The organism is Kitasatospora griseola, from assembly GCF_044999035.1.
GTDB classification, from domain to species: Bacteria; Actinomycetota; Actinomycetes; order Streptomycetales; family Streptomycetaceae; genus Kitasatospora; species Kitasatospora griseola.
The window spans coordinates 2221930-2243119 of record NZ_CP173360.1 but is presented as its reverse complement, the minus strand read 5'-3'; the positions used below and the strand labels follow the sequence as shown (position 1 = coordinate 2243119).

25 protein-coding genes and 1 pseudogene are annotated in these 21190 nt (G+C 72.9%); all 26 read right to left on the bottom strand.

Translation table 11 applies throughout. The annotated features are described in order from the left end of the window. Window positions 1–16: 16 nt before the first annotated feature. The 26 genes and pseudogenes from ACI1MP_RS10210 to ACI1MP_RS10085 all read right to left on the bottom strand — a co-directional run bounded on the left by ACI1MP_RS10210 (window position 17) and on the right by ACI1MP_RS10085 (window position 21080). On the bottom strand, window positions 17–403 hold the full coding sequence (locus ACI1MP_RS10210; RefSeq protein WP_404868433.1) for a hypothetical protein: 387 nt from the start codon (window positions 401–403) through the stop codon (window positions 17–19). Window positions 404–492: 89 nt separating this feature from the next. Then, complete coding sequence (locus ACI1MP_RS10205; RefSeq protein WP_189277789.1) at window positions 493–663, bottom strand: hypothetical protein; 171 nt, start codon at window positions 661–663, stop codon at window positions 493–495. Between the two features lie 83 nt (window positions 664–746). After that, entirely contained in the window at window positions 747–1115 is a 369-nt protein-coding gene (locus ACI1MP_RS10200) for a DUF317 domain-containing protein (protein WP_404868432.1), read from the bottom strand. A gap of 311 nt (window positions 1116–1426) precedes the next feature. Continuing rightward, on the bottom strand, window positions 1427–3229 hold the full coding sequence (locus tag ACI1MP_RS10195; protein ID WP_404868431.1) for a hypothetical protein: 1803 nt from the start codon (window positions 3227–3229) through the stop codon (window positions 1427–1429). Beyond that, on the bottom strand, window positions 3226–4377 hold the full coding sequence (locus tag ACI1MP_RS10190) for an AAA family ATPase (RefSeq protein ID WP_404870795.1): 1152 nt from the start codon (window positions 4375–4377) through the stop codon (window positions 3226–3228). The genes ACI1MP_RS10195 and ACI1MP_RS10190 overlap by 4 nt, the downstream gene beginning before the upstream one ends. Window positions 4378–4491: 114 nt before the next feature. Next, window positions 4492–6120 (bottom strand): DUF317 domain-containing protein, encoded by a 1629-nt coding sequence (locus tag ACI1MP_RS10185; RefSeq protein ID WP_404868430.1) that lies wholly within the window; start codon window positions 6118–6120, stop codon window positions 4492–4494. Window positions 6121–6187: 67 nt separating this feature from the next. Then, entirely contained in the window at window positions 6188–7558 is a 1371-nt protein-coding gene (locus ACI1MP_RS10180) for a hypothetical protein (RefSeq protein ID WP_404868429.1), read from the bottom strand. 18 nt (window positions 7559–7576) lie between these two features. Beyond that, complete coding sequence (locus tag ACI1MP_RS10175; protein WP_404868428.1) at window positions 7577–7771, bottom strand: hypothetical protein; 195 nt, start codon at window positions 7769–7771, stop codon at window positions 7577–7579. Between the two features lie 75 nt (window positions 7772–7846). Further along, window positions 7847–8632: a hypothetical protein gene (locus tag ACI1MP_RS10170; protein ID WP_404868427.1), complete on the bottom strand. Its 786-nt coding sequence runs from the start codon at window positions 8630–8632 to the stop codon at window positions 7847–7849. Between the two features lie 13 nt (window positions 8633–8645). Further along, entirely contained in the window at window positions 8646–9221 is a 576-nt protein-coding gene (locus tag ACI1MP_RS10165; RefSeq protein WP_404868426.1) for a hypothetical protein, read from the bottom strand. A 119-nt stretch (window positions 9222–9340) separates the two neighbouring features. After that, window positions 9341–10309 carry a DUF6884 domain-containing protein gene (locus tag ACI1MP_RS10160; RefSeq protein WP_404868425.1) on the bottom strand — a complete coding sequence of 323 codons (969 nt, stop codon included), beginning with the start codon at window positions 10307–10309 and terminating at the stop codon, window positions 9341–9343. 146 nt (window positions 10310–10455) lie between these two features. Then, entirely contained in the window at window positions 10456–10962 is a 507-nt protein-coding gene (locus ACI1MP_RS10155; RefSeq protein WP_404868424.1) for a hypothetical protein, read from the bottom strand. Window positions 10963–11255: 293 nt separating this feature from the next. Then, window positions 11256–11579, bottom strand: a complete 324-nt coding sequence (locus ACI1MP_RS10150; RefSeq protein WP_404868423.1) for a hypothetical protein — start codon at window positions 11577–11579, stop codon at window positions 11256–11258. A gap of 107 nt (window positions 11580–11686) precedes the next feature. Continuing rightward, window positions 11687–12376, bottom strand: coding sequence for a hypothetical protein (locus ACI1MP_RS10145; protein ID WP_404868422.1), 690 nt, complete (start codon window positions 12374–12376; stop codon window positions 11687–11689). 125 nt (window positions 12377–12501) lie between these two features. Beyond that, the gene (locus tag ACI1MP_RS10140; protein WP_404868421.1) at window positions 12502–13725 is read right to left on the bottom strand and encodes a DUF4259 domain-containing protein; all 1224 of its coding nucleotides are present in this window, start codon (window positions 13723–13725) and stop codon (window positions 12502–12504) included. Beyond that, window positions 13634–14437, bottom strand: a complete 804-nt coding sequence (locus ACI1MP_RS10135) for a hypothetical protein (RefSeq protein ID WP_404868420.1) — start codon at window positions 14435–14437, stop codon at window positions 13634–13636. Before ACI1MP_RS10135 ends, ACI1MP_RS10140 begins: the two co-directional genes overlap by 92 nt. Continuing rightward, the gene (locus tag ACI1MP_RS10130) at window positions 14434–15135 is read right to left on the bottom strand and encodes an HAD family hydrolase (protein ID WP_404868419.1); all 702 of its coding nucleotides are present in this window, start codon (window positions 15133–15135) and stop codon (window positions 14434–14436) included. Before ACI1MP_RS10130 ends, ACI1MP_RS10135 begins: the two co-directional genes overlap by 4 nt. A 30-nt stretch (window positions 15136–15165) precedes the next feature. Continuing rightward, window positions 15166–16269, bottom strand: coding sequence for an MFS transporter (locus tag ACI1MP_RS10125; RefSeq protein WP_404868418.1), 1104 nt, complete (start codon window positions 16267–16269; stop codon window positions 15166–15168). A 215-nt stretch (window positions 16270–16484) separates the two neighbouring features. Then, the gene (locus tag ACI1MP_RS10120) at window positions 16485–17363 is read right to left on the bottom strand and encodes a helix-turn-helix domain-containing protein (protein WP_189277752.1); all 879 of its coding nucleotides are present in this window, start codon (window positions 17361–17363) and stop codon (window positions 16485–16487) included. A gap of 45 nt (window positions 17364–17408) precedes the next feature. Then, window positions 17409–17906, bottom strand: a complete 498-nt coding sequence (locus tag ACI1MP_RS10115; RefSeq protein WP_404868417.1) for a hypothetical protein — start codon at window positions 17904–17906, stop codon at window positions 17409–17411. Beyond that, complete coding sequence (locus ACI1MP_RS10110; RefSeq protein WP_404868416.1) at window positions 17903–18640, bottom strand: hypothetical protein; 738 nt, start codon at window positions 18638–18640, stop codon at window positions 17903–17905. The genes ACI1MP_RS10115 and ACI1MP_RS10110 overlap by 4 nt, the downstream gene beginning before the upstream one ends. Window positions 18641–18656: 16 nt before the next feature. Next, window positions 18657–19232, bottom strand: a complete 576-nt coding sequence (locus ACI1MP_RS10105; protein WP_404868415.1) for a DUF4913 domain-containing protein — start codon at window positions 19230–19232, stop codon at window positions 18657–18659. 96 nt (window positions 19233–19328) lie between these two features. Further along, window positions 19329–19493, bottom strand: a complete 165-nt coding sequence (locus ACI1MP_RS10100; RefSeq protein ID WP_404868414.1) for a hypothetical protein — start codon at window positions 19491–19493, stop codon at window positions 19329–19331. Between the two features lie 113 nt (window positions 19494–19606). Beyond that, complete coding sequence (locus tag ACI1MP_RS10095) at window positions 19607–20005, bottom strand: hypothetical protein (protein WP_404868413.1); 399 nt, start codon at window positions 20003–20005, stop codon at window positions 19607–19609. Window positions 20006–20054: 49 nt separating this feature from the next. Continuing rightward, window positions 20055–20378, bottom strand: a pseudogene (locus ACI1MP_RS10090) (DNA cytosine methyltransferase); the annotation flags it as partial. 207 nt (window positions 20379–20585) lie between these two features. After that, window positions 20586–21080 (bottom strand): hypothetical protein, encoded by a 495-nt coding sequence (locus tag ACI1MP_RS10085; protein WP_404868412.1) that lies wholly within the window; start codon window positions 21078–21080, stop codon window positions 20586–20588. Window positions 21081–21190: the final 110 nt, after the last annotated feature.

Here is a 21190-nt window from a genome sequence, read left to right as displayed (position 1 = left end):
CCTGGGGCAGGGGAGCCTAGCGGGGCTGGGAGAAGAAGTCGCAGTCGGTACGGGGAGGGCGGATTCGGCAGATCCCGCACGGGCGCTCGGATTTGCCGGGGACAACGTGGTGGTGGCAGAAGGTTCGACCACCACCGTCGGCGCGCATCGGGTGGGCGACGACGAGTTCGGCGAGCTGGCCGGGATCGCTCCACCCGCAGTAGCCCTCGCGGGGATGGGGCCGCCCGTGTCCGCCGTCGATGCCGCCGACGGCCAGCAGGTAACGGTCGGAGGGGGCGAGGTAGGCCAGCACGTGGTAGCGGGTCCGCTCACCCGCACTGTTCGCGGGACCGTAGGCGGTGCCGAACGCGCGGGCGATGTTGCCGACGCGGTCACCGCGCAGGTCGAGGGTCTCGGGTTCCAACGGGCCTCCGTGGTCGCGGTGCTCGACGCGGGGTGCGTCGATGACTGGGCCGCCGGGCCGGGGCGCGGCGGCGTGCGAGGAGGCGGTGGTCAGCAGTGCGGGCAGCGCTGCCGGGGAATCCGGCGCTCAGAGGGCTCGACGACGGCCGGGACACGGACAAGCAGGGCCCGCGCGACGACCAACTGGAGGGTCATCAGGAGCAGCCCCACGCGGACGGCGGCGTGCTCGCTGAGCAGCAGCGCGTCGAGGGCCAGGCCCACGGCGGCGGCGCTGATCAGGTACTCAGCGAGGGCGAGGCGACGACGGGCAGGCAGGCGGAGAGTACGAGGGATGGCGCGTCCTTTCAGGAGGGCGACGAGGAGGTGGTGGCCGGGCGGGGGATGGAGCGGTCGACCATGGAGGTGAGAAGGTCGATCACCAGCTCGGCGGGAGTGTGCCGGTTGAAGGTGGCCCGCCAGCCGGGTTGCCGGGCGGTGCCGTGCAGCGCGATGATCCAGGTGTCGACGTGTCGGTTGTCCGGCTGGTAGCCGACGTAGACCTGGGTGCACGGCGACGCGGCGTGCAGGCCGCCCTCGGCGTCGATCACCCAGGACCAGCCGTGCTCGTAGAGGAAGGCGCTGATGGCGTTGGGGTTGCCCTCGCCGAGCGGCCAGGTGCGGTGGGCGATGGTGTCGCCGGGACGCAGGCCGCGGACAACGGGAGCGGAGATCACGACGGACAGGGGAGGACCCTCCTTCGGGCTGGCGCTGCGAGGTCGTCCATGTTGACTTGGACTGCCCCGATTTGCGTAGTCCTTTCAAGGGGTTGCTGTCTGCCGCAGGCGAACATGCCGAAGACCCAGGAGATCGGCGAGCTTCGCTGCGCCGACGCAGACCCGCACGCCTTCACCGGCAACCACCGGTAGTCGTACCGGGTCACCGAGCACCGGATTGCCCCGGCCCCGCCCGCAGGAGCGGCACAGCCACCGCGGCGAACGCCGGCCCGGGGGCGGTTCTCCGCCGCGCCCATGGCTCGGTGGGCATCTCAGCGTGTCCTGCGGATGGCGTCGGTCGCCGCCTTCGCGATGGCGGCGGGGGCGCTGGAAGGCCGGGGCAGGTGGAGCAAGGTGGTCCCCGGTAGGTGGCGGGACTCCTTGTCGAGGGTGAGCTGGAGTACGGCGCAGCCGGCAGTGGTGAGGCGCCGGATGCGGGTGACCGCGTTGGCGGTTTCGTCGGGGGTGTACTTGGCGTCGGTGACGATCACCAGGAGGCGGCCGGCACCGGGGAGGCTGAGGTCGAGGCCATGGTCGAGCGCATCGAGGGCGTCGCCCAGGTTGTGGCTGGCGCCGCGGGCGTCGAACGTCGTCACCCGCGCCGGCGCCCGGTGGCTGGGCCTGGTCAGTGCGGTCAGATGCGTGTCGTAGGCGATGGTGGCGGTGCGGGAGTCGGGGTCGGTCAGGGCCGCTGCACGGGCCACGATCCAGGCAGCGGATGCGACGGGACCGCAGGCGGCGCGCATGGAGCCGGAGACGTCCACCGCGATCCCCACCCGCAACGGCGGGGTGGGAGAGTTGCGGCGGCGGGTGTGGGTGAACGGCTCTGCGGTGGGCACCGCGCCGGCGGCGCGCTGGGCGTCGCGGGCGAGGGCCTGGCGCATGTTGAGGCGGCCGGGCGGGGTGGGGCTGGTGGTCCGCTCCTCGGTCCGTTCGCGATAGGCAGCGGCCCGAAGGGCGCGGCTCAGGCGCGCCGCAGCGGTTTGCTCAGCGGTGGTAGGCCGGCGGGTGCCGGTGACGGGGTTGCCGTAGGGCGCCGGTGTGCCGTCGGCGTTGACGGTTCCGCCGCCGGAGTTGAAGACCGACTTCGCAGTGGCGGCGGCCTGACGTCGCCGACTGGCCTGCTGGGCACGGTCCTTGGCCTGTGACCTTGCCCGGGTGGCCACGGCGTCGTCCGCGGCGGCCTGTGCCGCGAGGTCGGCACGGTCGTTGGCGGCCATGCTGTCCATGACGACCCCTGCGGCAGCGGACAACAGATCGGTGAGGTCTTCCGGCGGGGCGGGCAGGGACGGTGCAGCGGCGTCCAGAGCCTCGCACCAGTCCCGGGCGTGCGCGAGCATGGTGGTGGCGTCGTGGTCGGCGCACCGGTGTGCTGTGGTCCAGATGCCGGTGAGGGTGGCCAACAGGTCGGCGCCCAGGACCTGTTCGCACAGTTCGGCGACGGCTCGGGTCTCGCCGGCATCCAGGATGCCGACGTCACGGCGGCCGAGGATCAGGGCTGCCACGCTGGCGGCGTGCTCGACGCCCTGGAAACTCGGGTTAGCGATGTCGGGCATGACCAGGGTCCGAGCGCTGGTGCGCAGGTACGTGCGGTCCATCGGACGCCTGGTCAGGTGGGCGCCTTCGGCCCGGCTCTCCTCCAGCAGGAGCGCGGCCTCGACGACGCGCGGGTCCGCGCCGTCCGGCCGCTTCCAGACGGAGTGGGCCGCGTGGGCGGCCTCGTGGACGAACACCCCCCATGCGGCGGGATAGCGTTCCTCGTCGCCCACGATCCGCGGATGGACTTCGTGGGGTTGGAGGGGGGCGAACAGCTCGGCATCGAACTCGACCTCCCCCAGTCCGGGGAAAAACGCGGCCGGTGCGCCGCTGCGGGTGCCGGGGCGGCAGGTGACGAGCAGGTCCTGGCGGCCGGACAGGGCGACCAGGCGGTCGCCGAGCTCGGCTCCCACGCGCAGCCACGCGGCCGGCGACGTACGGGGCCGCGCGGGCGGGGCGCCGTCGTCGTCCCAGCGTGCGAGGTCGGCGGCGTCGTCGGGCGCGGTGGCGGAGGTCTGGACGTGGTGGTGGGCGCTCATCGCTGGCGGCCCCGGTTCGCGGAGGCGGTGCTGCCCGGGGTCTGCCGGGCGGCTGGAGCGGTCGCGGCGGAGAGCTGCTTGCCGAGGGTGAGGGGCGCGAGCTGCCTGACACCGACAGCCTTGCTGACGGCCTCGGCGACGGCGTCGCGGTCCTCGATGGGCGCGATTCCGACCAGGTTCGCGAGCGCTGCCCGGGTACCGAGTACGGCCTCCGTCTTCTGGTAGCTGAGCAACTCGCGCAGCTGGGGGGCCCAGCCCAGCTCTCCGAGTTCGACCTGTTTGGCGAGGTTTCGGGCAACCCGGACCACCCGGGCATCGATCCGCAGCGCCAGAGCCAGGTCGTAGTCCGTGCCGACCTGGATCTGCACGCTGAAACGACTAGCGAGCGCCTCCGTCAAAACCGCCCCGTGGACGCCTGGATTGTGGCCCGCCACGACGAAGAAGCCGGCCTTGGCCTGGATGGTCTCGCCCTTGTGAGCCTTGACCTGGATCTGTCGGCGTCCGTCCATGGCCGGGTACAAGGACGCCATCACTTTGGGGGAGATCAGAGTGGCGTCGTCGATCAGCAGGGCGCGGCCCTCCTGCATGGCGACGACCAACGGCCCGTACTTGAAGACGTACTTGCCGTCATCGTCCTGCGTGTACTCGCCGATCAGGTCGCCGACCGTGGTGTCGCCGTCGCCGGCCACGGTGAGCAGGTCGGGGAAAGCGGCCTCCACCAGACTGGTCTTGCCGGTGCCAGGGGGACCGTAGAGCAGCACCGGTATGTCGGCGTCGCGTAGGCGCGCCAGCGCTTCGACGTCGGGAAGGTCGGCCAGCTCTCGGGGGTGGTAGAGCTGTCCCCCCGCGCGGCGGATCGGGCCGGTCTGCTTCGGTGCGGGTGCGGGTGCGGGAGCGGTCGTGCGGGCCGTGGCCGCAGCAGCGCGGGGAGAGTGGGTTCCCGGTGGACTGATCACCGGGGTCCGCCCGGCTGCAGCGGTCTTCGCGTTCGCGCGGAACTGCTTTCCGGTGCCAATCCGGTCGGCCTCGCCGCGTTTCACCAGCGTCTCGACTGCTTGCACGACGGCACCGCTGGAGTGGCCCAGCGCCTTGGATATTTGCCCGGTGGTGAGCGCGTCTGCCGGCCGGTCGGCCAGCAGGCGGGCGATCTTGGCCCGCAGCTCTCCGGGCCTGGCGTGTGCTGTAGCGGTGGGCGGTGCGGGGTTGGTCAAGCGGGGAACCTCCTAGGGGTTGACGCAGGCGGGTGCACCGCACCCCGGTGATCAGCGGACGGGCTTCCGCAGGGGCGGTGGGGCAGTGGTGGCCGGGGAGCTGGGTGTAGGTGCAGCCGATGTCGGCGCGCTGCCGGAGAGGGCGGCGGCCCGCCGCTCCGACGGGGTGGCCCGGCCGTCGGCGGTGACCGGGGTGACGATGGCGACCTTCCGGTCGGTCACGTCGAGGTGGAGGCCGGTGGTGCTGCGCAGCAGGGGTTCAGGGGAGGCGAGGTCGCGGCAGAGGGCGGCAGCGAGGCGTGAGGGGGTGTTCGCGCTGATCTCCGCTATCCAGTGGCCGAGCACGCGGTGGCACGTGATGCGGGCGGCGGGTTTGCCGCGCAGGTCGTGGAGAGCTGTCGGGACGTCGCAGTGGGCGGCGACGTAGCCGTCGGGTGAGTGGAAGGTGACGGCCCCGCGGGGCGCGACAGCGCTCTTCCACCCGGCCTCGGCCAGGGGCAGAAAGCCCAGGCCGAGGACACCAGCCTGGAACGGGCTGCGCGAATCCGGTCCGGCTTCCTCCAGCATGGCGAGTGCCTCGTCGACGACGCCGGCGATCAGCTCGGGCGGGACCAGGTCGCCGCTGGTGATGCGCCAGGCGACGCTCGCTCCTCGGTGCTGGGCACCCCAGACCCGCCAGGCGGTGCTCTGCCGCGTCCGGTCGTCGGTGCCGTCGGGCCAGGCGAGGCCGAGCCTGCCGCACGGGCTGGTCATCGAGTTTGCCTCCGTTGTCCAGCCCAGGGAGGTGAGATGTGCTGTTATCTGCTCGGCTCCGCCTTGTCCGGGGCCGGCGTAGTGGCGGGGGGTCACGGTGACCAGGGCCGGTTCGGGGCCGGTTCCGCACGGTGGTTCGGCGGTGGTTGGGGCGGGGGTGGTCGGCAGGGGGTTCTCCAAGTCGGGCGGGAGGTTCGGGTCCGCCAGCAGGGGGCGCCACCGGGGCAGGGTGGCGGAGGCGGCGGGTTCGATCGTGACCCGAGCCAGGTGATGGGCGGGGATCTCGCTGCGGCGGCGCAGCGCCGTGTTCGAGACCAGCGTCACCGCTGCCGTGCGCAGGACCGCCTCAGGCGTCCACGGCGAGGCGATGACCTCCCACGCCAGCTCGGAGCTGGTGTTGCCCAGGCTGAAGGCGAGTGTGCGTTCCGGGTGGGAGGGCACCAGGAGGGTGGCGGCGCCGGGTGAGTGGATGAACGTTCGCCAGGGGCCCCGCTTGATCGTCCATCCGGCGTCGGAGAGGATCCGCGCGATGTCGTCGCCGGCCCTGCGGTCGGCAAGGACGGTGGCTGGGTCGCTGTCGAGTCGGTCGGCGGCGTCCAGGACGAGACCGTGGGAGAGCTCGTACGGCGTCCTGGGGCTGAACCAGGCACACCAGAGCTCCGTGGCGTCCGGCTCCCCGCTGTCGTAGGCGGAGAGCTTCCAGTGGTTCTGGAGGATGCGGCGGCCGAGGGGGAAGTCGCCGCGCTCCAGGGCCATGCGGCGGCAGGGGCTGACGAGCAGGGGTTCTTCGGGGGTACTGTCCGGGTCGTGCTCCCACCCGTACGCGCTGATGAGGTGGTCGCCCAGGTCACCGGGCGGAGTCCCGGAGCCGGCGAGTTCCAACGGGCGGACGGCGACCAATGGGTCGATCTCGGTCTCGGTGGTCAAGGAGGTCTCCGGGAGCAGGGGCACGGCGAGGCTACTGATGAGTTCGGTCCGGCGCGGGCCGGAGGTCTCACCGCCGCAGGGGGCTCGGAGGCCGGGGGCCGGAGCCCGGGCGGGCCGTCGACTCCGCGGTGCCCGCAGCAGCGAGAACGGGGAGCGATCGGGTGACCGCCGCGACCCGGCGGGTGGAGGCGGTGAGGGACTGCGCGGTGACCGGGGTGACGACGACGACCTTCCGGTTGGTCGCGTCGAGGCGTAGGTGGTCGGAGTTTCGGATCAGAGGTGAGGGGTCGGCGACGGTCCGGCACAGCGCGGCAGCGAGGCGGGAGGGGGTGTTCGCGCTGATCTCGACCTCCCAGAATCCGAGCTCCCTCCGACAGGAGATGCGGGCTGCCGGCCGCCCGCGCAGTTCGTACAGGGCATCCGGGGGGCCGCACCGCGCGCTGAGGAACCCGTCGGGCGACTCGAAGGAGGCAGAGCCCTTGGGCGTGATCTCACTGCTCCAGCCCGCGGCTGCCAGAGGCAGGAACCCTAGGCCGAGGACACCGGCCTCGAACGGTGCCCGGCTTGCGGTGTCGGCCTCCTCCAACATCAAGGCGGCCTCGTCGAGCAGACCGTCGATCACCTCCTGGGGGACCAGTCGCCACCCGGTGACCCGCCAGGCGACGCCCGCGCCGCGGCGCTGGGATCCCCAGATCCGCCAGGGCTCGTGCGACGTCTCGACCGCCCAGCCCCGCGGCTTGGTCGACTCGGTGGGCCAGGCGATCCCCAGCCGGCCGCACGCGCTGGTGAGGATGCCATCTCCGCGGACCCAGCCCTCGGCCTCGAGACGGTGCTGAAGGCGTTCGACGGCGTTGGCACTCGGACCGGCGTAGTGGCGCGGGCTGACCGCGACCAGCGCTGCTGCCGGGCTGGGCTGTCCGACTGCGGCCCCCTCCGGACCGGCCGACGCGAGCGCCTGGTCACCGCCGAGGCCGGGCAACGGACCTGTCCAGCGCGGGGGGAGTGCCGAGTGCGCTGGCGCGGTCGAGACCCGTTCAGCGTGGTGGGCGGGGATCTCGCTGCGGTGGCGCACTGCCGAGTCCTCGACCAAGGCCGTCGCCGTGACGCGCAGGAGCGCCTCCGGTGTCCGGGGCGACATGGAGATCGACCAGGCCAGTTCGGAACTCGTGTCGAGCATGTTGAACGACAGTGCCCGCTCAGGGAGTTCGAAGGTGTGCGCGGCACCGGTGTTTCCGGTCGGAGTGATCATCCGGGCACCGGGAAGGGGGTGCTCCCTCTCCTGCCAGCCCGCAGCGGTGAGCAGGTCGGCCGCGTCGTCCGCCTCGGCGCGTCGGGTCAGGACACTGCTGGGCTCGGTATCCAGGCGACGGGCGGTCTCCAGGACGACGCCGTAGGTGAGTTCGTGCGGTGTCTGGGGGCTGAAGCACGCCCACCACAACCACTCGGAGCCCGATGCCTAGCGGGCCGTGAGCATCCAGTTGTCGTCCAGCAGGAGGTTGCCGGACAGGAAGGTGCCGTGCTGCAGGCGAAGCCGGCCGCACGGGCTCTCCAGCTGCGGGTTCTCGCCGTCGGCAGCGACGCGCCACCCGTACTCGGAAGTGAGGTGGTGCAGGAGGTCGAACGGCGCGGTACCGGGCCCGGCGAGTTCCAACGGGCGGACGGCGACCAGGTCGTCGGCATCGGGTTCGGCGGGCAGGGGAGGTCTCCCAGGAGCGCAGGGGCGGGGTCAGGACGGGCGTTGCCGCGGGGTCGGCACCGATGCGGCACCGGCGGTGCGCGGTTGGTCGGCGGACTGCGGTGTGGTGAGCATGGGGCGGATACCGGTGCTTCGGGCGCGGGCGGCACCGGAGCGCCGGTTGTGCGGCAGCTGTTCCGTGACGGGCTGGGTGGTCAGCAGGTTCCGGTGGCGGGCCGGCAGCTGGTTAGCCCGGCGGACGGTGGGGCCCAGTAGGGCGCGGACGGTGGCGGTCAGCAGCGGCTCGGGGGCCATCGCGGTGAACCTGATGGTCCAGGTTCCGGTGTCGGCGGCGCCGGTCAGCATTACCTCGCTGCTGGGGGCCTCCAGCGGGAAGGTGAGGGCCGCGCGGCGGTCCGGGGCGGAGACCAGCTCGTAGTCGTCCCAGTGGTGTCCGGACCAGCCAGCCGCGAGCAATGCCGCGCGGGCGTGGTGGCCGACAAGGCGGCCCGTGCTGGTGGGGAAGCCCGGGGTGTGGCGGGTGCCGGCGGCGGCTTCGTCGAGCAGGGCCCGGGTGATCTCGGCCGGCACCTGGTGGCAGAAGCCGATCGACCAGCCGATCCCGGTCAGGGACAGCGGGGCCGGTCCCGATCCGTTGGAGAGCGCGATGCCGGTGGTGCCGCTTACGAGGACTACATGGGTGGGTGAGTTGTAGGGGCGGAACCACCCGTGCTCGGTGGTGAGGAGAGAGGGCAGGTCGGTGTCGCCGGGCCAGGCGAGGTGGACGGGGCGGACGGCGAGGAGCGGGTCGGTGGGTGCGAGGGAGGCAGTGGGCACAGATCTCGTTCGGTCAGGGGGCTAGGACTCGGCCTCGGCCCGAATGCGGGGTGGCCGGGCGCAGGGGCCCGGCGGAGAAGACGACGGCCGGTGCGGTGCCGGTGGGCAGGCTCGTGCGGGCAGTGGCCGCGCGGACCCGGCGGTGCCCGTCGTCGGCGGGCGGTCCGGGGTAGAGCCCGCGTTCCTCGGCCAGCAGGAGTGCGTAGTCGAGACGGGGCAGGAGCCTGCGGCGGGCCGTCTCGGCCGCTCGGGCCGGTGACCCGCTGACGCTGACGCCGAACGGCGTCAGGTCCTCCACCGTGCCGGGATCCGTGCCGGTGGGGACGAGCGGTGCGATCAGGTAGCGACCCGGGCGGAGCGGGCGCGGGAGCACGACCAGCTCCCGGCCCTGGCTGTCACGCAGCATCCCGAGACGGTCGTTGACGAACTCCAGCAGGGCCCACTGTGTGATCCCGAGGTCCCAGAGCTGCTCGTACACTTCGGTCAGCGCCGCTGACCGGCTCACGTCCGCGAGCATCGGCTCCCAGGTGCCGGGGAGCCGGCGGGCCACCTGATCGGTGAACGCTTCCAGGGCGCGGTTGTCCCTCACCGCAGCCGCCCCCGGTCCGCCACCGTGGGCAGCTGAGGTCCGGCCGGATCGGGCGAGGGACCGCCGTCGCGGGCGTCGTGGAAGGAGGCGATGTACAAGGGTGAGGGTGGTCTTTCTGGTCAGTGCCGAGGGACGGACCGGTGGCCGGGGGCTGTAGACGGCGGTGGAGCGGTCCAGGGGATCGGTGTCGAGCGGACCATGGAGGGCACGCTGGCACCGGTCTCGGAAGGACCGTGGCGGTGCCGGACGGACGCCGGGGGCTGGCAGGCCCGGGGGCGGGTGTTCGCTTTCTGCTCCGGGCCGAGGCCGGGAATCTGGGGTTGGAGCGGCTCGGTGGTGCGTCCCGGTTGATGTTGGTCGAAGAGGCGGGCGGCCTCCGTCCACCAGGACGCAGCGAGGTCGCCGTTTTCGTGTACGGCTCGGCACTGGGCGCGGTGAGCCCCCAGCCCTCCGGTGAGGGGCGCGAGGGCATGGGGCACGGCACCGGTGACCAGCTCGACGTACGCCCGCCCGCCGAGGACGATCACCTCGGCGTCGTCCAGGTCCAGGCGCTGCGCCTGGGCGCGGATGGTGGCGGCGCTCACCGCCTTGGCGTCCCCGAGCCTCACGTCGTAGTACAGGAGGCTGCGGTCCAGCTCCACCAGTCCGTGGAGGGCGCTGACGATCACCGGCCGGCGGCGGCCGGTGGTGAGCGCGTCGGCGGCGGCGCGCAGCGATCGGTGGTACGGGCCCTGGTAGAGATCGCCGGCCGGGAGGGCGTTGGGGCGGCCGAACTCGTTGACCCCGGGATCGAATTTCAGTGAGCCGCAGGAGATCACCACGATCCTGCGGCGAGGTGTCTCCACGCCGTGCCGTTCGGCGTAGGCCCGGCCGGCGGCGGTGAGGTGGATGTCCGGCGGGCCGAAGAGTTCGTCGTACTGATAGGTGCGGTCCCCGACGATGAACGGGCGCATGTGGGCGAGGCCCTCGTTCACCAGGACGAGGTGGGTGCGGGCGTTGAAGGTGTTTGGGACTTGGTGGTCGGGGTCGGCGGCGGCGGCAAGGACGGCCTGGTGGGGCCGGGTGGCCAGCCGGTGTGGTGTCGGCAAGCTGTTCCTTCGTCGTAGTCGGGGTTCGACGGGACCTGCCTCTCGGGCCGTGGGGAACCTCTGGGCGAAGGGAGTTGACGGGCGGGCAGTCCGTCGTCAGGGTCGGTCGGCGGCGGGGGCCAGGGCGCGGCGCAGCCGGGGCAGGGTCAACGTGGAGTCGAGGCGTCCGGCGGCGAAGAACACCGGGCCCCGCTGCCGCCGGTGTCGCCGGGGCGGGCGAGGCTGTAGCCGACGGCGGCGCCCTGCGCGTCGGTTCGCCAGCGCACGAGCACGCCGCGGGCGGCCAGCGCCGAGGCGTAGTCGTCTACGGTGGTGGCTTCCGCTAGGGCCTGGCGCATCTGCTGCTGGAGCCAGACGCGGGACGTCTCATCCCAGCACTGGCGTTCGGCCTTGATGATTTCGGCGGTGGTCGGGTAGCTGGTGCTGGTCCGCTTGCCGAGCCCGACCCGGCGCAGCCCCCACTCGGCCTCGATGGCTCGGCATTCGGCCTGCGCCCGCATCGCGTCGCGGTGCATGGCGGGCCGGGCACCGGTGGGCAGGACGGTGACGGCGGCGAGGTGGATGTGGTGGGCGGCGTGGCGGACCGCCACCCACCGGCAGCCGGGGCCGTGATCGGGCGCGAGGCCGGTGGCGCGGACGACGCGGCGAGCCACCTGGGCCTACTGCTCGTCGCTGAGGGTGGGGTCCTCGGGCGCTGCGCGGACGGAGCAGTGCCACACCCGGTTCGGCGGCACCGACCCCAGCTCGGTGGCGCGCAGCCGGGCGTGCTGGTCGAGGCGGTCCGCGAGCCAGCCGACGCTCGCACCCGGCTGACGTCCCGGGTCGGGGGCGCCGTGCAGGTCCTACGCGGCGACGAGGTGGGGATCGACGTGTCCTCGCGCCGGCCCGGTCCGTAGAGGTAGGCCAACAGCGGGCGGATGCCGTTGCCCCGGGAGACGTCGGGGGATCACGACACCTCCAGCACGGCGTCCAGGACGGTGTACGTCCGCTCGGCGACGGCTGGAAGAACCGCGAGCGCGGCCTCCTGCCCCGGCCCGGCCTGCGACTCGCGGACGGCGGCGACGGCGGCGTTCAGCTCGCCGGCCACGCGGTCGAGGGCTTCGACGAGCGGGCGCCGCGGGTCGCGGTCGGGGCGCTGGAGCGGATCACCGCACTGCGCGGCGGCCAGGGCGGCGTTGCCGATGAACCCGGCGGTCGTGAGGCACTCGGCGGCGGCGCGCTCGCCGATGGCGGCGATGGCCGCTGGGGTGAACCGCACCGTGGTCTGCACGCTGCGGTGCTCCGTCGTGCGCGGTCGCCGCTGCGGCCCGGCGGTGGCCGGCGACTGGGTGCTGTCGGACGGGGAGATCTGCAGTCCTTCCAGGGAGTGATGAGGCGTCAGCGGCGGTGGGGTCGGGTGGGGCTGCCCTCCGCCGTAGCGGGTGCCTGCGCGGGGCCCGGGGCGGAGAGGGTGACCGGGACGGAGCTGTGCGCTCCCGCGCTGGCGGCGCGGGCGCTGGGGGCGGCGGTCAGCGGTGGCAGCGGGTTGTCTGGTTGCTCCAGCCGGTCGACCCAGCTCCGGGCGGCTTCGACGGTGGCGAAGCCGCCCTGGCGCAGGGTGTATGAGTGGTTCGCCGTGTCGACGTCCTCGTAGAAGACGCGGACCGGCTGCTGGCCCGGATCGGGCCGGCTGTCGGTGGCGATGATCCACGTCTTGTAGAAGTCCGGACTGTCGTGGGTGTAGTCGTCGCGGATCCCGAAGCGGTCTCCGGAGACGGCCAGGAAGTCCTCCAGGTCCCGGGTGGCCTGGTCAGTGCTCATGGGGTCCTCGACGTCGACGGTGAGCTGGCCTGGGTCGGCGCCGCGGGAGACGAGCCAGTTCTGGGCGAGAGCGGCGATGGGGTGGCGGCTGTAGTCGAAGCGGTACGTGCCCTCCCCGAGGTCGCGCTCGACGTGGACGGCCGCGTACTGAGCGAGGCCGGGGACGTCGGCCCAGGTCATGGTGCCGTCGTGCACGACATGGAAGCTCTCGGCGAGGAGCTCGGTGTGCGGGTTCGACGTGTGCTGGACCGCAAGGGAGGTGTACATGTCCAGGCTGAGGCAGATGTGGTCGAGCCTCGATTCGTCGTCGGGGGTGACCGGTCGGAGGCCGTCGACGTCGAAGCGGGTCTCTTCGAGGGTTTCGCGGGTGGGGATGAGTGCGGTCCTTCTATTCAGCGACGGTGGCCGGGTCGGTGGCTGGCGGCACCGGGTGGCGGCAGCGGGTCGGTGGGGCCGATGCCGGGGCCGGCGGCGCGGGTGGTCGCCGCGCTGGAGCGGGAGGAACTGCGCGGCATTGGTTCGGCGGAGTTCGTGCGCGATGCGGGGGCCCGGTGCTCGCCGTACCAGTTGGCGAGGGTGTCGTGCACCTCGGCGAGCTGGCTGCCCGCCGCGGTGACCTGCAGGGCGCCGGTCCGGGCCGCTGCCGACCGCGGGGCAGCGGCGTGGTCAGTCCCGTCGGCGACGGCGTATTCGTACCGGTTGGCCAGTTCCTGCAGGTCACGGTTGGCGAGAGCGAAGCGGGCCCCGAGGGTTTCCAGTTCGACGCCGGTGAAGCGCAGGACGCCGTTGGTCTGGACCGCTCCATGCTTGCCCTCGGCAACCTGGGCCAGCGTCTCGCCCGCCCGGGCAGCCGTCGCGCGCAGTTCCCGGTCGAGGGTGTCCACCTCGTACGACTGGCGCTCCAGCAGATCGGCCAGAGCGTGCGCCGGTGACCCCTTGGGGTGCCGGGCGTGCAGGTCCAAGGCGTCCTCGACGCCGAACCTGTCCCGGAGGAGCTGCTGGCCGGCGAACACTCGCCGCTGCGGTCGGGGCGCCGCAGGCTCAGGGGCGGAGGCCGGGTCCGTCAGGATAAGTCGGATCCGTTGCACGTTGCCGAGCCACTGCTCGCCTCGCTCCCGGACGTACCAGCGGTCCACTTCGGCGTCGGCGTGGGCGAGGACGCGGTCGAGGGCGGCGGAAGCTTTCGGCCGGAGGCCCGTTGGCAGAGGCGGGACTGGCTCGCGCGGGCCGCTGTTGAGGTTGATGTCGCTTCCGTCCGTGCACTGCGAGGCGATGACAGCCGCGGCGGCGACGACCTCCTGCGCCATGTCGGTGTCGAGCGGGCCCTCCGGCATGGCGACCGCGACGTCGAAGAGGCGGTGGAGCCACGGCGGTAGCTCGGCCGGGAAGAGGCTGTCGAAGCGCTCGGCGATGCCGATCGCGGCGTCGTTGTGGAACGGACCGGTGTCCCAGCTTCCGATGAGGGGTCTCCTGAGCGTGGTCGAAGGCCGGGCCCGGCGGGCCTGCGGGGGTTGGGGGCGGCGGTCAGCGCCGGGACCGGACCGCCGGCGGTGACACGGCGACGGCGACGGCTGCGGGCGCCTCCGGTGCTGCGGGCAGACCGACCGGCCGAGCACGGGCGGCGGCTGCGCGGGCCGGGGCTCCCTGCAGTGCCTCGTACCTGGTCTGCCCCTCGGAAGTGAGAGTCAGATCGTGGCCCCGAGACAGGTCCTTGCGGGCGTAGTGGTCAACCAGGCTCTTGCCGATCAGTGCATCGACGGTGGCGACCTTGATATCGGCCCCGCGGGCTAGGACCTGGATCGACCCGCGCACGTCCTTGAAGACGGTGACGGTGGACGATCCGATCAGCCGCAACCCCGCCTCCTGCCGCGGCGGCAGCCGGGTCACCGCTGCTGCCGACTTCGCCGTTGGAACCGGGGCCGGTGGCGGGATGAAGGCGGGCAGTTCCTTGTAGACGCCGATCAGCGCGGTGAGCGATCGGTGCAGTTCGGTGCGGCGCGTGACCAGGAGGTCGATGTCGAGAGCGCCGTTGCGCAGGATGCCGTTGGTGACGGGGAGGGTGGTGTCATGGCCGGCCTCGATGCGCTGGAGGTCGTCCCGCAGGGCGGCGGCCAGAGCGACCAGCCGGGTCTGCACGTCGTCGAGCCTGTGGGCGGTGGAGGCGATCTGGTCGGCGACCGCGCCATGGAGGGTCGCTGTGCCGTGCCCGGGCAGGTCGCGGGGCTGCTCGACCTGAAGCTCGGACCACACGAGCCGGTTGCCGAGGTCGGTGTTGCCGGGTACTCGGGGCCTCCACGGGGCGATCGGGCGTCCGCTGTCCGCGCTCATGCTGCGGCCAGCTGCCGCGAGGTGATGATGGCGATGCCGGTGGCGACGGCGTCCTGGATCGTGTTCACCAGCGGGACGCCGGCGGTGGCCAGCCGCGTTGAGCCGTGCAGCCCTGTGCTGTGCAGCACCGGGACGGCGCCCACGGCGTGCGCGGCGACGGCGTCGTCGACGCTGTCCCCGATCACCAGGGTGCGCGACGGGTCGACCTCCGGCCCGAGGGCCTGCAGGTGCGCGATCATGGCGGGCGCTTTGCTCGGGACCGACGGCCCCGGCCGGCCGTCGATCCGCTCCAGCAGCCCGGTGATGCCGACCGACTCCACCTCGCCCACGAGCCGCTCGTGCGGCGCGAGCGACAGCAGGCTCTGCCGCACGCCTCGGGCTCGCAGGCCCATCATGAGCTGCCGTGCGCCCTGCTGGAGCCGGACCGGCCGCCGGGCGAGTTCGGCGAGGAACGCGGTGTCGGCGGCGTGCCACTCCTCGTCGCCGAGCTGTCGGCCGAGCACGTCGGTGTAGAAGTCGCGGATGGGCATTCGGTGCAGCGCCTGGTAGGTCTCCACGCTGATCGGCTCGCCGCCCAGACCGGGCAGGGTCGCGTTCAGGGCCGCCACGTGATCGTCGAGGTCGTTGCGAAGGGTGCCGTTCCAGTCCCAGACGATGGTGATCGGCGCGGGCGTGGCCTTGGTGGTGCGGTTGGGCAAGAAGTCCAGCTCCAAGAAGGAAGGGGTTGATCAGGGAAGCGAGAGTCGGCGGCGTCCCGCAACGAGTGCGGTAGCGGCCAGCGCGGCGCCGAGCAGGGGGACGGCGGCCGTGGCGGTGTGGCCGTACGCGGAGAACTGGCCGGCGGTGGCGGTGCCCGTGGCCTGGCCGAGACCGATCACCGCGATCAGCCAGGCGGCGGCCTCGGTGGCGGTGCCGCTCGGCGCCAGGGCGTCGCAGGCGACGAACGCGGAGGCCAACCAAGGGGCGAGGAACAGGCCCGGCAGGACACTCGCCGTGATCATCAGCCACGATGGGGCGGGCAGCAGCAGGATGGCGAAGGCGGAGGCGTACATCGTGCCGACCGCGGGCAGGGCGCGGCTGGGTGACCACGGTCGCTTGAGCTTGGCCCACGCAGCGCCGCCGACGAGGCTGCCGAACGACAGAGCGGCCGGAAGCACGCCGGCGAGCCACCCTTCGTGGTGCCGGTCGGCGTAGGACAGGGCCAAGACGGTGAACGAGCCGAGCGTCACCCCGAAGAACACCGAGGCCGTGAGCAGGACCAGCAGACCGGGCGAGCGCAGCGGTCCGAGCCAGTGGACCGCGCGTGCCGGGGACCGGACGCTGGCCGGAGGGCGGGCGGCGACGGCCAGGGTGCCGGCGCTGCCGGCCACCGCGCAGGCGACCAGCGCCAAGTCGGGCGAGGCGAGCAGGCACACGGCGGTGGCCAGCAGCGGTCCGGCGACGAACACCACCTCCTGCGAGGCGGAGTCGAGGGCGAAGACCTTGTGATGGTGGCGCGGTTCGACCAACCGGGTCCACATCGCCCTCAAGCCCGCCTCCAGAGGCGGGGTGGCCGCACCCGCGACGACCGACAGCACGGCGGCGGCCAGCGGCTGCGCGGCGCAGTCCACGAAGGCCAGCGCGATGAACGCTGCGCCCGAGACGGCTGCGGCGGGTACGGCGACGGCGGCCAGGGTGGAGCGGTCCACCACGCGGCCGAGCAGCGGCTGCCCGATCGCCCCGGCCAGTGCGTACAGCGCGGCCAGGACGGCGCCGAGCGCGGTGGAGGCGTGATCGGCCCGGGCGGCCAGGAACACGGCTATCGGGGCCATCGCCGCGGGCAGACGGCCCACCAGGGTTCCCGCCAGCAGCGGCGTGACGTGCGGGGTTCGAAGGATGGATCGTCCACCTGCTCGGCGGGAGCCTGCCGGAAGCGCTGGCCGGAGGCTTTCGGGATCCGCAGCTGAGGCGGCGGCCGGCACGGGGGTACCGCTCGTAGGGACGGAGGACGGGGAAGGCGGGATCATGAACCTCGGGGTGGGATCGCGGGCCGGGCGGGCGGGGTTCGTCAGCGGCGGTGCGCCGAGGCGGCGACGAGCAGCGGAGCGGGTGGCTGCGGGGCCGGGGCGTCGGAGAAGGAGATGTGAAGGGTGATGCTGCGCAGGTCAGCCGCCGCTGCCCGGGCGCTCACCGGACGCTCGGCGCTCTGCAACTCGGAGAACAGATCGCCCTGCGCCGGGCTCTGCACGACGACGGCGGCGCGGCCGGCGGCGGCCAGCGCGGTGCCAGGCTTGGCCGGTGCGGACGGGGTGTGGGCGCCGGAGGTCCAGGCAGCCAGGTCGCCGTACACCCGGCCGATCGCCAGCCCCGCCTCGGTGGCGCTCCACCGGTAGGTGCGGCGGGTGCCGCTGCGGGCCACGAGGCCGCGCTCCTCCAGCGCGAGCAGCCGCTGGTAGGCCGCGGCCTTGTCGCGGGCGTTCAGGGAGGTGACCAGATGCGGGTAGGGCTTCGGCGCGCTGCCGGCCAGTTCGCTCAGCAGGGGGACGGTGTGGGAGCTGGCCAGCAGGCCCAGCGTCTCCTCGATCATCTCCGGTGCCTGCTCGGCTCCGACACCCGGTCGGGGGTAACGCTCGGCCCAGGCAAGGGCCGAGGCGTACACGGGCGCCAGCGCCTGGCCCTTGGGAGACAGCGCGAGATCGATGCGGGCACCGCCGCTCGGGGTTCGGGTGATGACGTGGGCCCCGGCGAGCGCGCGGATGACCGAGTACGCGCTGCTCACCGGGATGACCGGGTCGCCCGCCAGGAGGTCGCCGCTGGTCGTCGTTCCCTGCCGCAGAGCGCGGACGATCCGGGTGGCCCACCGGATGGAGAGCACCTCGGCGGCCCGCTGGACGGAGCTGGTGGTGGGCTTCGACGTGGCGGGCAGGACGGCGGTGGCGGTCGACACTGGGTGATCTCCGATTCAAGCAATTGGTTGGGCAGTTGGGCGACGTCAGCGCTGGCGGGCGGCCGGGGAGAGGGTGACGGCCGGAGACACACCTGGTGGTGCGCTGGCCGAGGCGGCGGCCTGGGCCGGGGAGGTCCGGGCGGAGGAGGCGAGGGCTGCCTGGAAACGGGCCGGCATCCCGCGCCGAACCTCCTGGCCGGCGGCCTGCCGCAGGCGGCGGGCTGCGGTCTCGTAGACCGCGACCCCCCGGCGTTCACCGACGGCGACCAAGTGGATGCCCTGCAGGTGGTGCGGGTTGTGGGGTGCGCGGCGTTCGACATAGACGAGCCGGTAGTCCAGCGCGTCGTCCAGGTAGAGCTTCCTGCCACCGCGAAGGTCGCGCTCACCCTGCTGCTCGAGGAGGGGGCCCCGGACTTCGGCGCGTACCAGCCGGCCGAGGTAGCTCAGGGCGAGCATCCGCACGTGCTGCGGCACGGACAGCAGGTCGTCCAGGGCCTCGGGGTGGGAGCTGAAACCCGCCAGCGGCCGGGTGGGCGTGGTCACCGGGTGGACCTGCGAGCCGTGGTCGCCGCCGTGACGGCGAGGGCGGGAACGGGTTCCGCAGCGGCCGTTCGTTGCTGGCCGGTCGTGCTGCGGGTGCGCGCGGCGTTGGCCTGCGGGCTGACCACGACGGACACGTCGCCGTCGGCGACCGGGGGCAGCGGGGTACGCCGGCTCTCCAGCCACTGCTGGGCCTCCTGCGGCGACCTGAAGGAGCCCTCGCGCAGCGTGTACCCGCGGTCCGGATCGACGGTCTCCAGGTGCAGCAGGAAGGGCCGCTCGGCTCCGGCGGCGCTGCCGTCGCGAAGCATTGCCCAGGTTTCGTCGGGCTCGGCGCCGTGGTCGACGAGCCGGTAGCGGGAGCCGGACTCCAGCAGGCGGGCAGCGGCGGAGGCACTGCGGGCGTCGGCCGGGGCACCGGGGTGGCCGGACAGGTCGAGGAAGGGATCGGGCTCGGCACCGCGCTGGACGAGCCAGGCCGCGGCCACGGCGAAGGTGGGCAGGGTCTCCGTGGCGAGGGTGAAGGTCTCGCCGTCCTCGCCGTAGTGCAGGTGCGCGGCGACCGCGGAGTAGCTGGCGACGTCCTCGAAGAGGAGGAAGTCGTCCGAGCTGCCCTCGTGGTCGTGGTTCACCTCGGTCAGCAGCGCGTACGCATCCTCCGCGGCGAGGAACTGCACCTGGGCCTCGGCGGAGGCGGCATCCGCGGGACGCCATCCGCGCAGGTTGAAGTCGGGCAAGGGTCGGCTCTTTCGGTCAGGTGAGGGGGTGGTCGACAGGGGTGGTGTCGGTGAGCACGGGGTGCGGCAGCACGCGGTGGCTGATGTGGCCACCGCTGCTGGTGCAGGCACCGAACGGCCCGTCGGCGGAGCGCAGCTTCATGAGCGCGGGTTCGAGGTGGTCTCGCTGCCACGAACTGGGGCCGGCAGCACCCGACTCGGGGTCGAGGGCGGCCTGCCACGCCAGCCAGAGGGCGTGCAGTCGCGCCACCGCCTCCGGGTGCTCCTTCCAGCGCGGGCACCACGGTCGGCCGGCGGTGGTCTCGGGGCCGTAGATCTTGGTCCAGATCTCGTCTACCCATGGGGTCATCAGCTCCAGTTCCTGCTCGTACTGCGGGTCGTCGAAGGCGAGGATGAACAGTGGCTCTGCGCCGCCGGGGGCGTCCGGGTCGTCGTCGTCCTCCGGAGGGAGGGCGGTGGTCATGCTGGCCAGCTGCTCGGCCTGCAGGTCGAATCCCGCCGCGAGAGCGGACAGCTTCGCGGTCAGCACGTCGATCTGGGTGTTGGTGTAGCCGTCCGGCGCGGACGTCGGGGCGGGCTCGGGGGTGGTCAAAGGGGCGGGTGCCTCTCGTCGGCGGGTGATGACACGAGGATGTGCGCTCGGCGGCCCGACGTATCGGGCCGGAGTTGGTGTATAAGCGCCCCCCGCTCACCGCTGACCGCAGCAGCAGGCGGCGGCAAGCAGGTCGGCCGCTCCCAGCAACTCCATTGCCCGGCTCGCTTGTTGGGGGACGACACCGTTGCCCAGGGCGGTCAGCTGGGCGGAGCGGGACAGGCCCGGGACGGCTGTGACGTGGCCCTCGCCGACGCCCATGATCCATTCGACGAAGCGGGGGGCGAGCCGGCCCCGCTCGTCGGTCGGCTCCGGCGCGGGTCGGGTGGCCCGCTCCCAGCGGGCAATGGCCGGCCCGTACGGGCCCCACCGGTTCAGTCCGAGTCGTCCTGCTCCCAGATCGGCAGGACCACTGCCGACAGCGGCGGCCGGAACCCCGCCCCCGCCCGGCGCCCGGGCGTCCCGGTGTCCGAGGCCCTCGGCGTCGGCAGCAACTGGGCTGCCGCCGACGGCAGGGTCAGATCCCCCTTGCTGCCACGGGAGTTCGGCCCGCCGTGCGTTCCGTCGGAGGCTTTCGGGGTCGGGAACAGCAGGTGCTCCACCTCGTCGCTGAGGTTCGGGCCGTGTCCGCCCTGGCGCCGCTTGTCCGGGTGCTGGCTCCCGCCGATCGAGCCCAAATTGCTGGTCGGGGTCTTCAGCAGGGTGACCGCATGCCCCAGGTCCTCCCGCTTCGCATCCGGCCCCTTCGCATCGCGGGCCTTCGGTGTCGGCAAGCCAGGCGACGAGGAACAGCCGCTCCCTGCGATGGGGGGCGCCGACGGCGGCAGCGGGTAGCACCGTCCAGCGCGCATCCATCCCGAGGTCGGCCAGGTCTCCAAGAACGGCGCCGAGTGCCCGCAGAGCAGGCTCGCCTCCGCCGTCTCCCAGATCGCACCAGCCGCATTCCAAGTCGCCATCGGCTGACGAGGCAGCGGCTGCGCTGAGGATTCCGCGGACGTTTTCAATGATCACCAACTTCGGCTTGAGGACATCGATCGCGCGGGCGATGGTCAACCACAGTCCGGAGCGGGTGCCCTCCATCAATCCGGCCCTGCGGCCGGCGACGCTCAGGTCCTGGCAGGGGAATCCCGCCGTGAGGACGTCGATCGGCTCGACGCTGCTCCAGTCAACTGCGCTGATATCACCGTGATTTGGCGTCTCTGGGCCAGTGGTGGGCGAGGATCGAGGCGGCGTTGGGGTTCATCTCGGCGTGCCACGCCACACTTCCTCCGAGGACGGCCCGGACCCCCAGGTCCAGGCCGCCGTACCCGGAGCACATGCTGCCGATGCGCGGCCACCCGCCGCCCGGCGCCGTCATCGGCGGGCCCCGCTGCGGGCGGTCGCGGCGCGTACGGCGGGCGGCGACACCTGCACCGCGGCGCCGGGGCCGGCGGCCGTCCGCGACGTGACCGGCTTGGCCGGCCGCTGGGACAGGGCGGCGGAGCGGGTGAGGACGATCGCCTGCTCACCGGTGAGGGCAAGGAAGTCCGGCGCCGGGCCGGTCAGGTCCGCCGCGACCTCCTTGAGCTTCCAGACTGCCTCTTCGAGGACTTCCCGGGAGGAAGAGAGGGACTTGAAGTAGGCGGTGCGGTGCGGCCAGGGGGCGGAGGCGGGGCTGATCCGCCTGAGCGTGACCGCGACCAGGGCGGGCTGGGCGCGCAGGATCGCCTTGGCGGTCAGCAGGCCGGCGTAGGCGTAGGCGAGGGAGCCGCGCCGCCAGGCAATGTCCTCGGGCCTGGTGGACTCGGCGGAGGTGGTGTCGTACTCGTCCACGACGTTGGACAGGAGGATCTTCTGCACCTCGGACATGGAGTCCAGGACGGCACTGAGGCGATCGGGCTGCGGATCGCGGTGGCAGTAGGTGCTGAACAGCTCTTCGCTGAAGTAGTGCAGGTTGGCGGCGGTGCCGAGCAGCCACT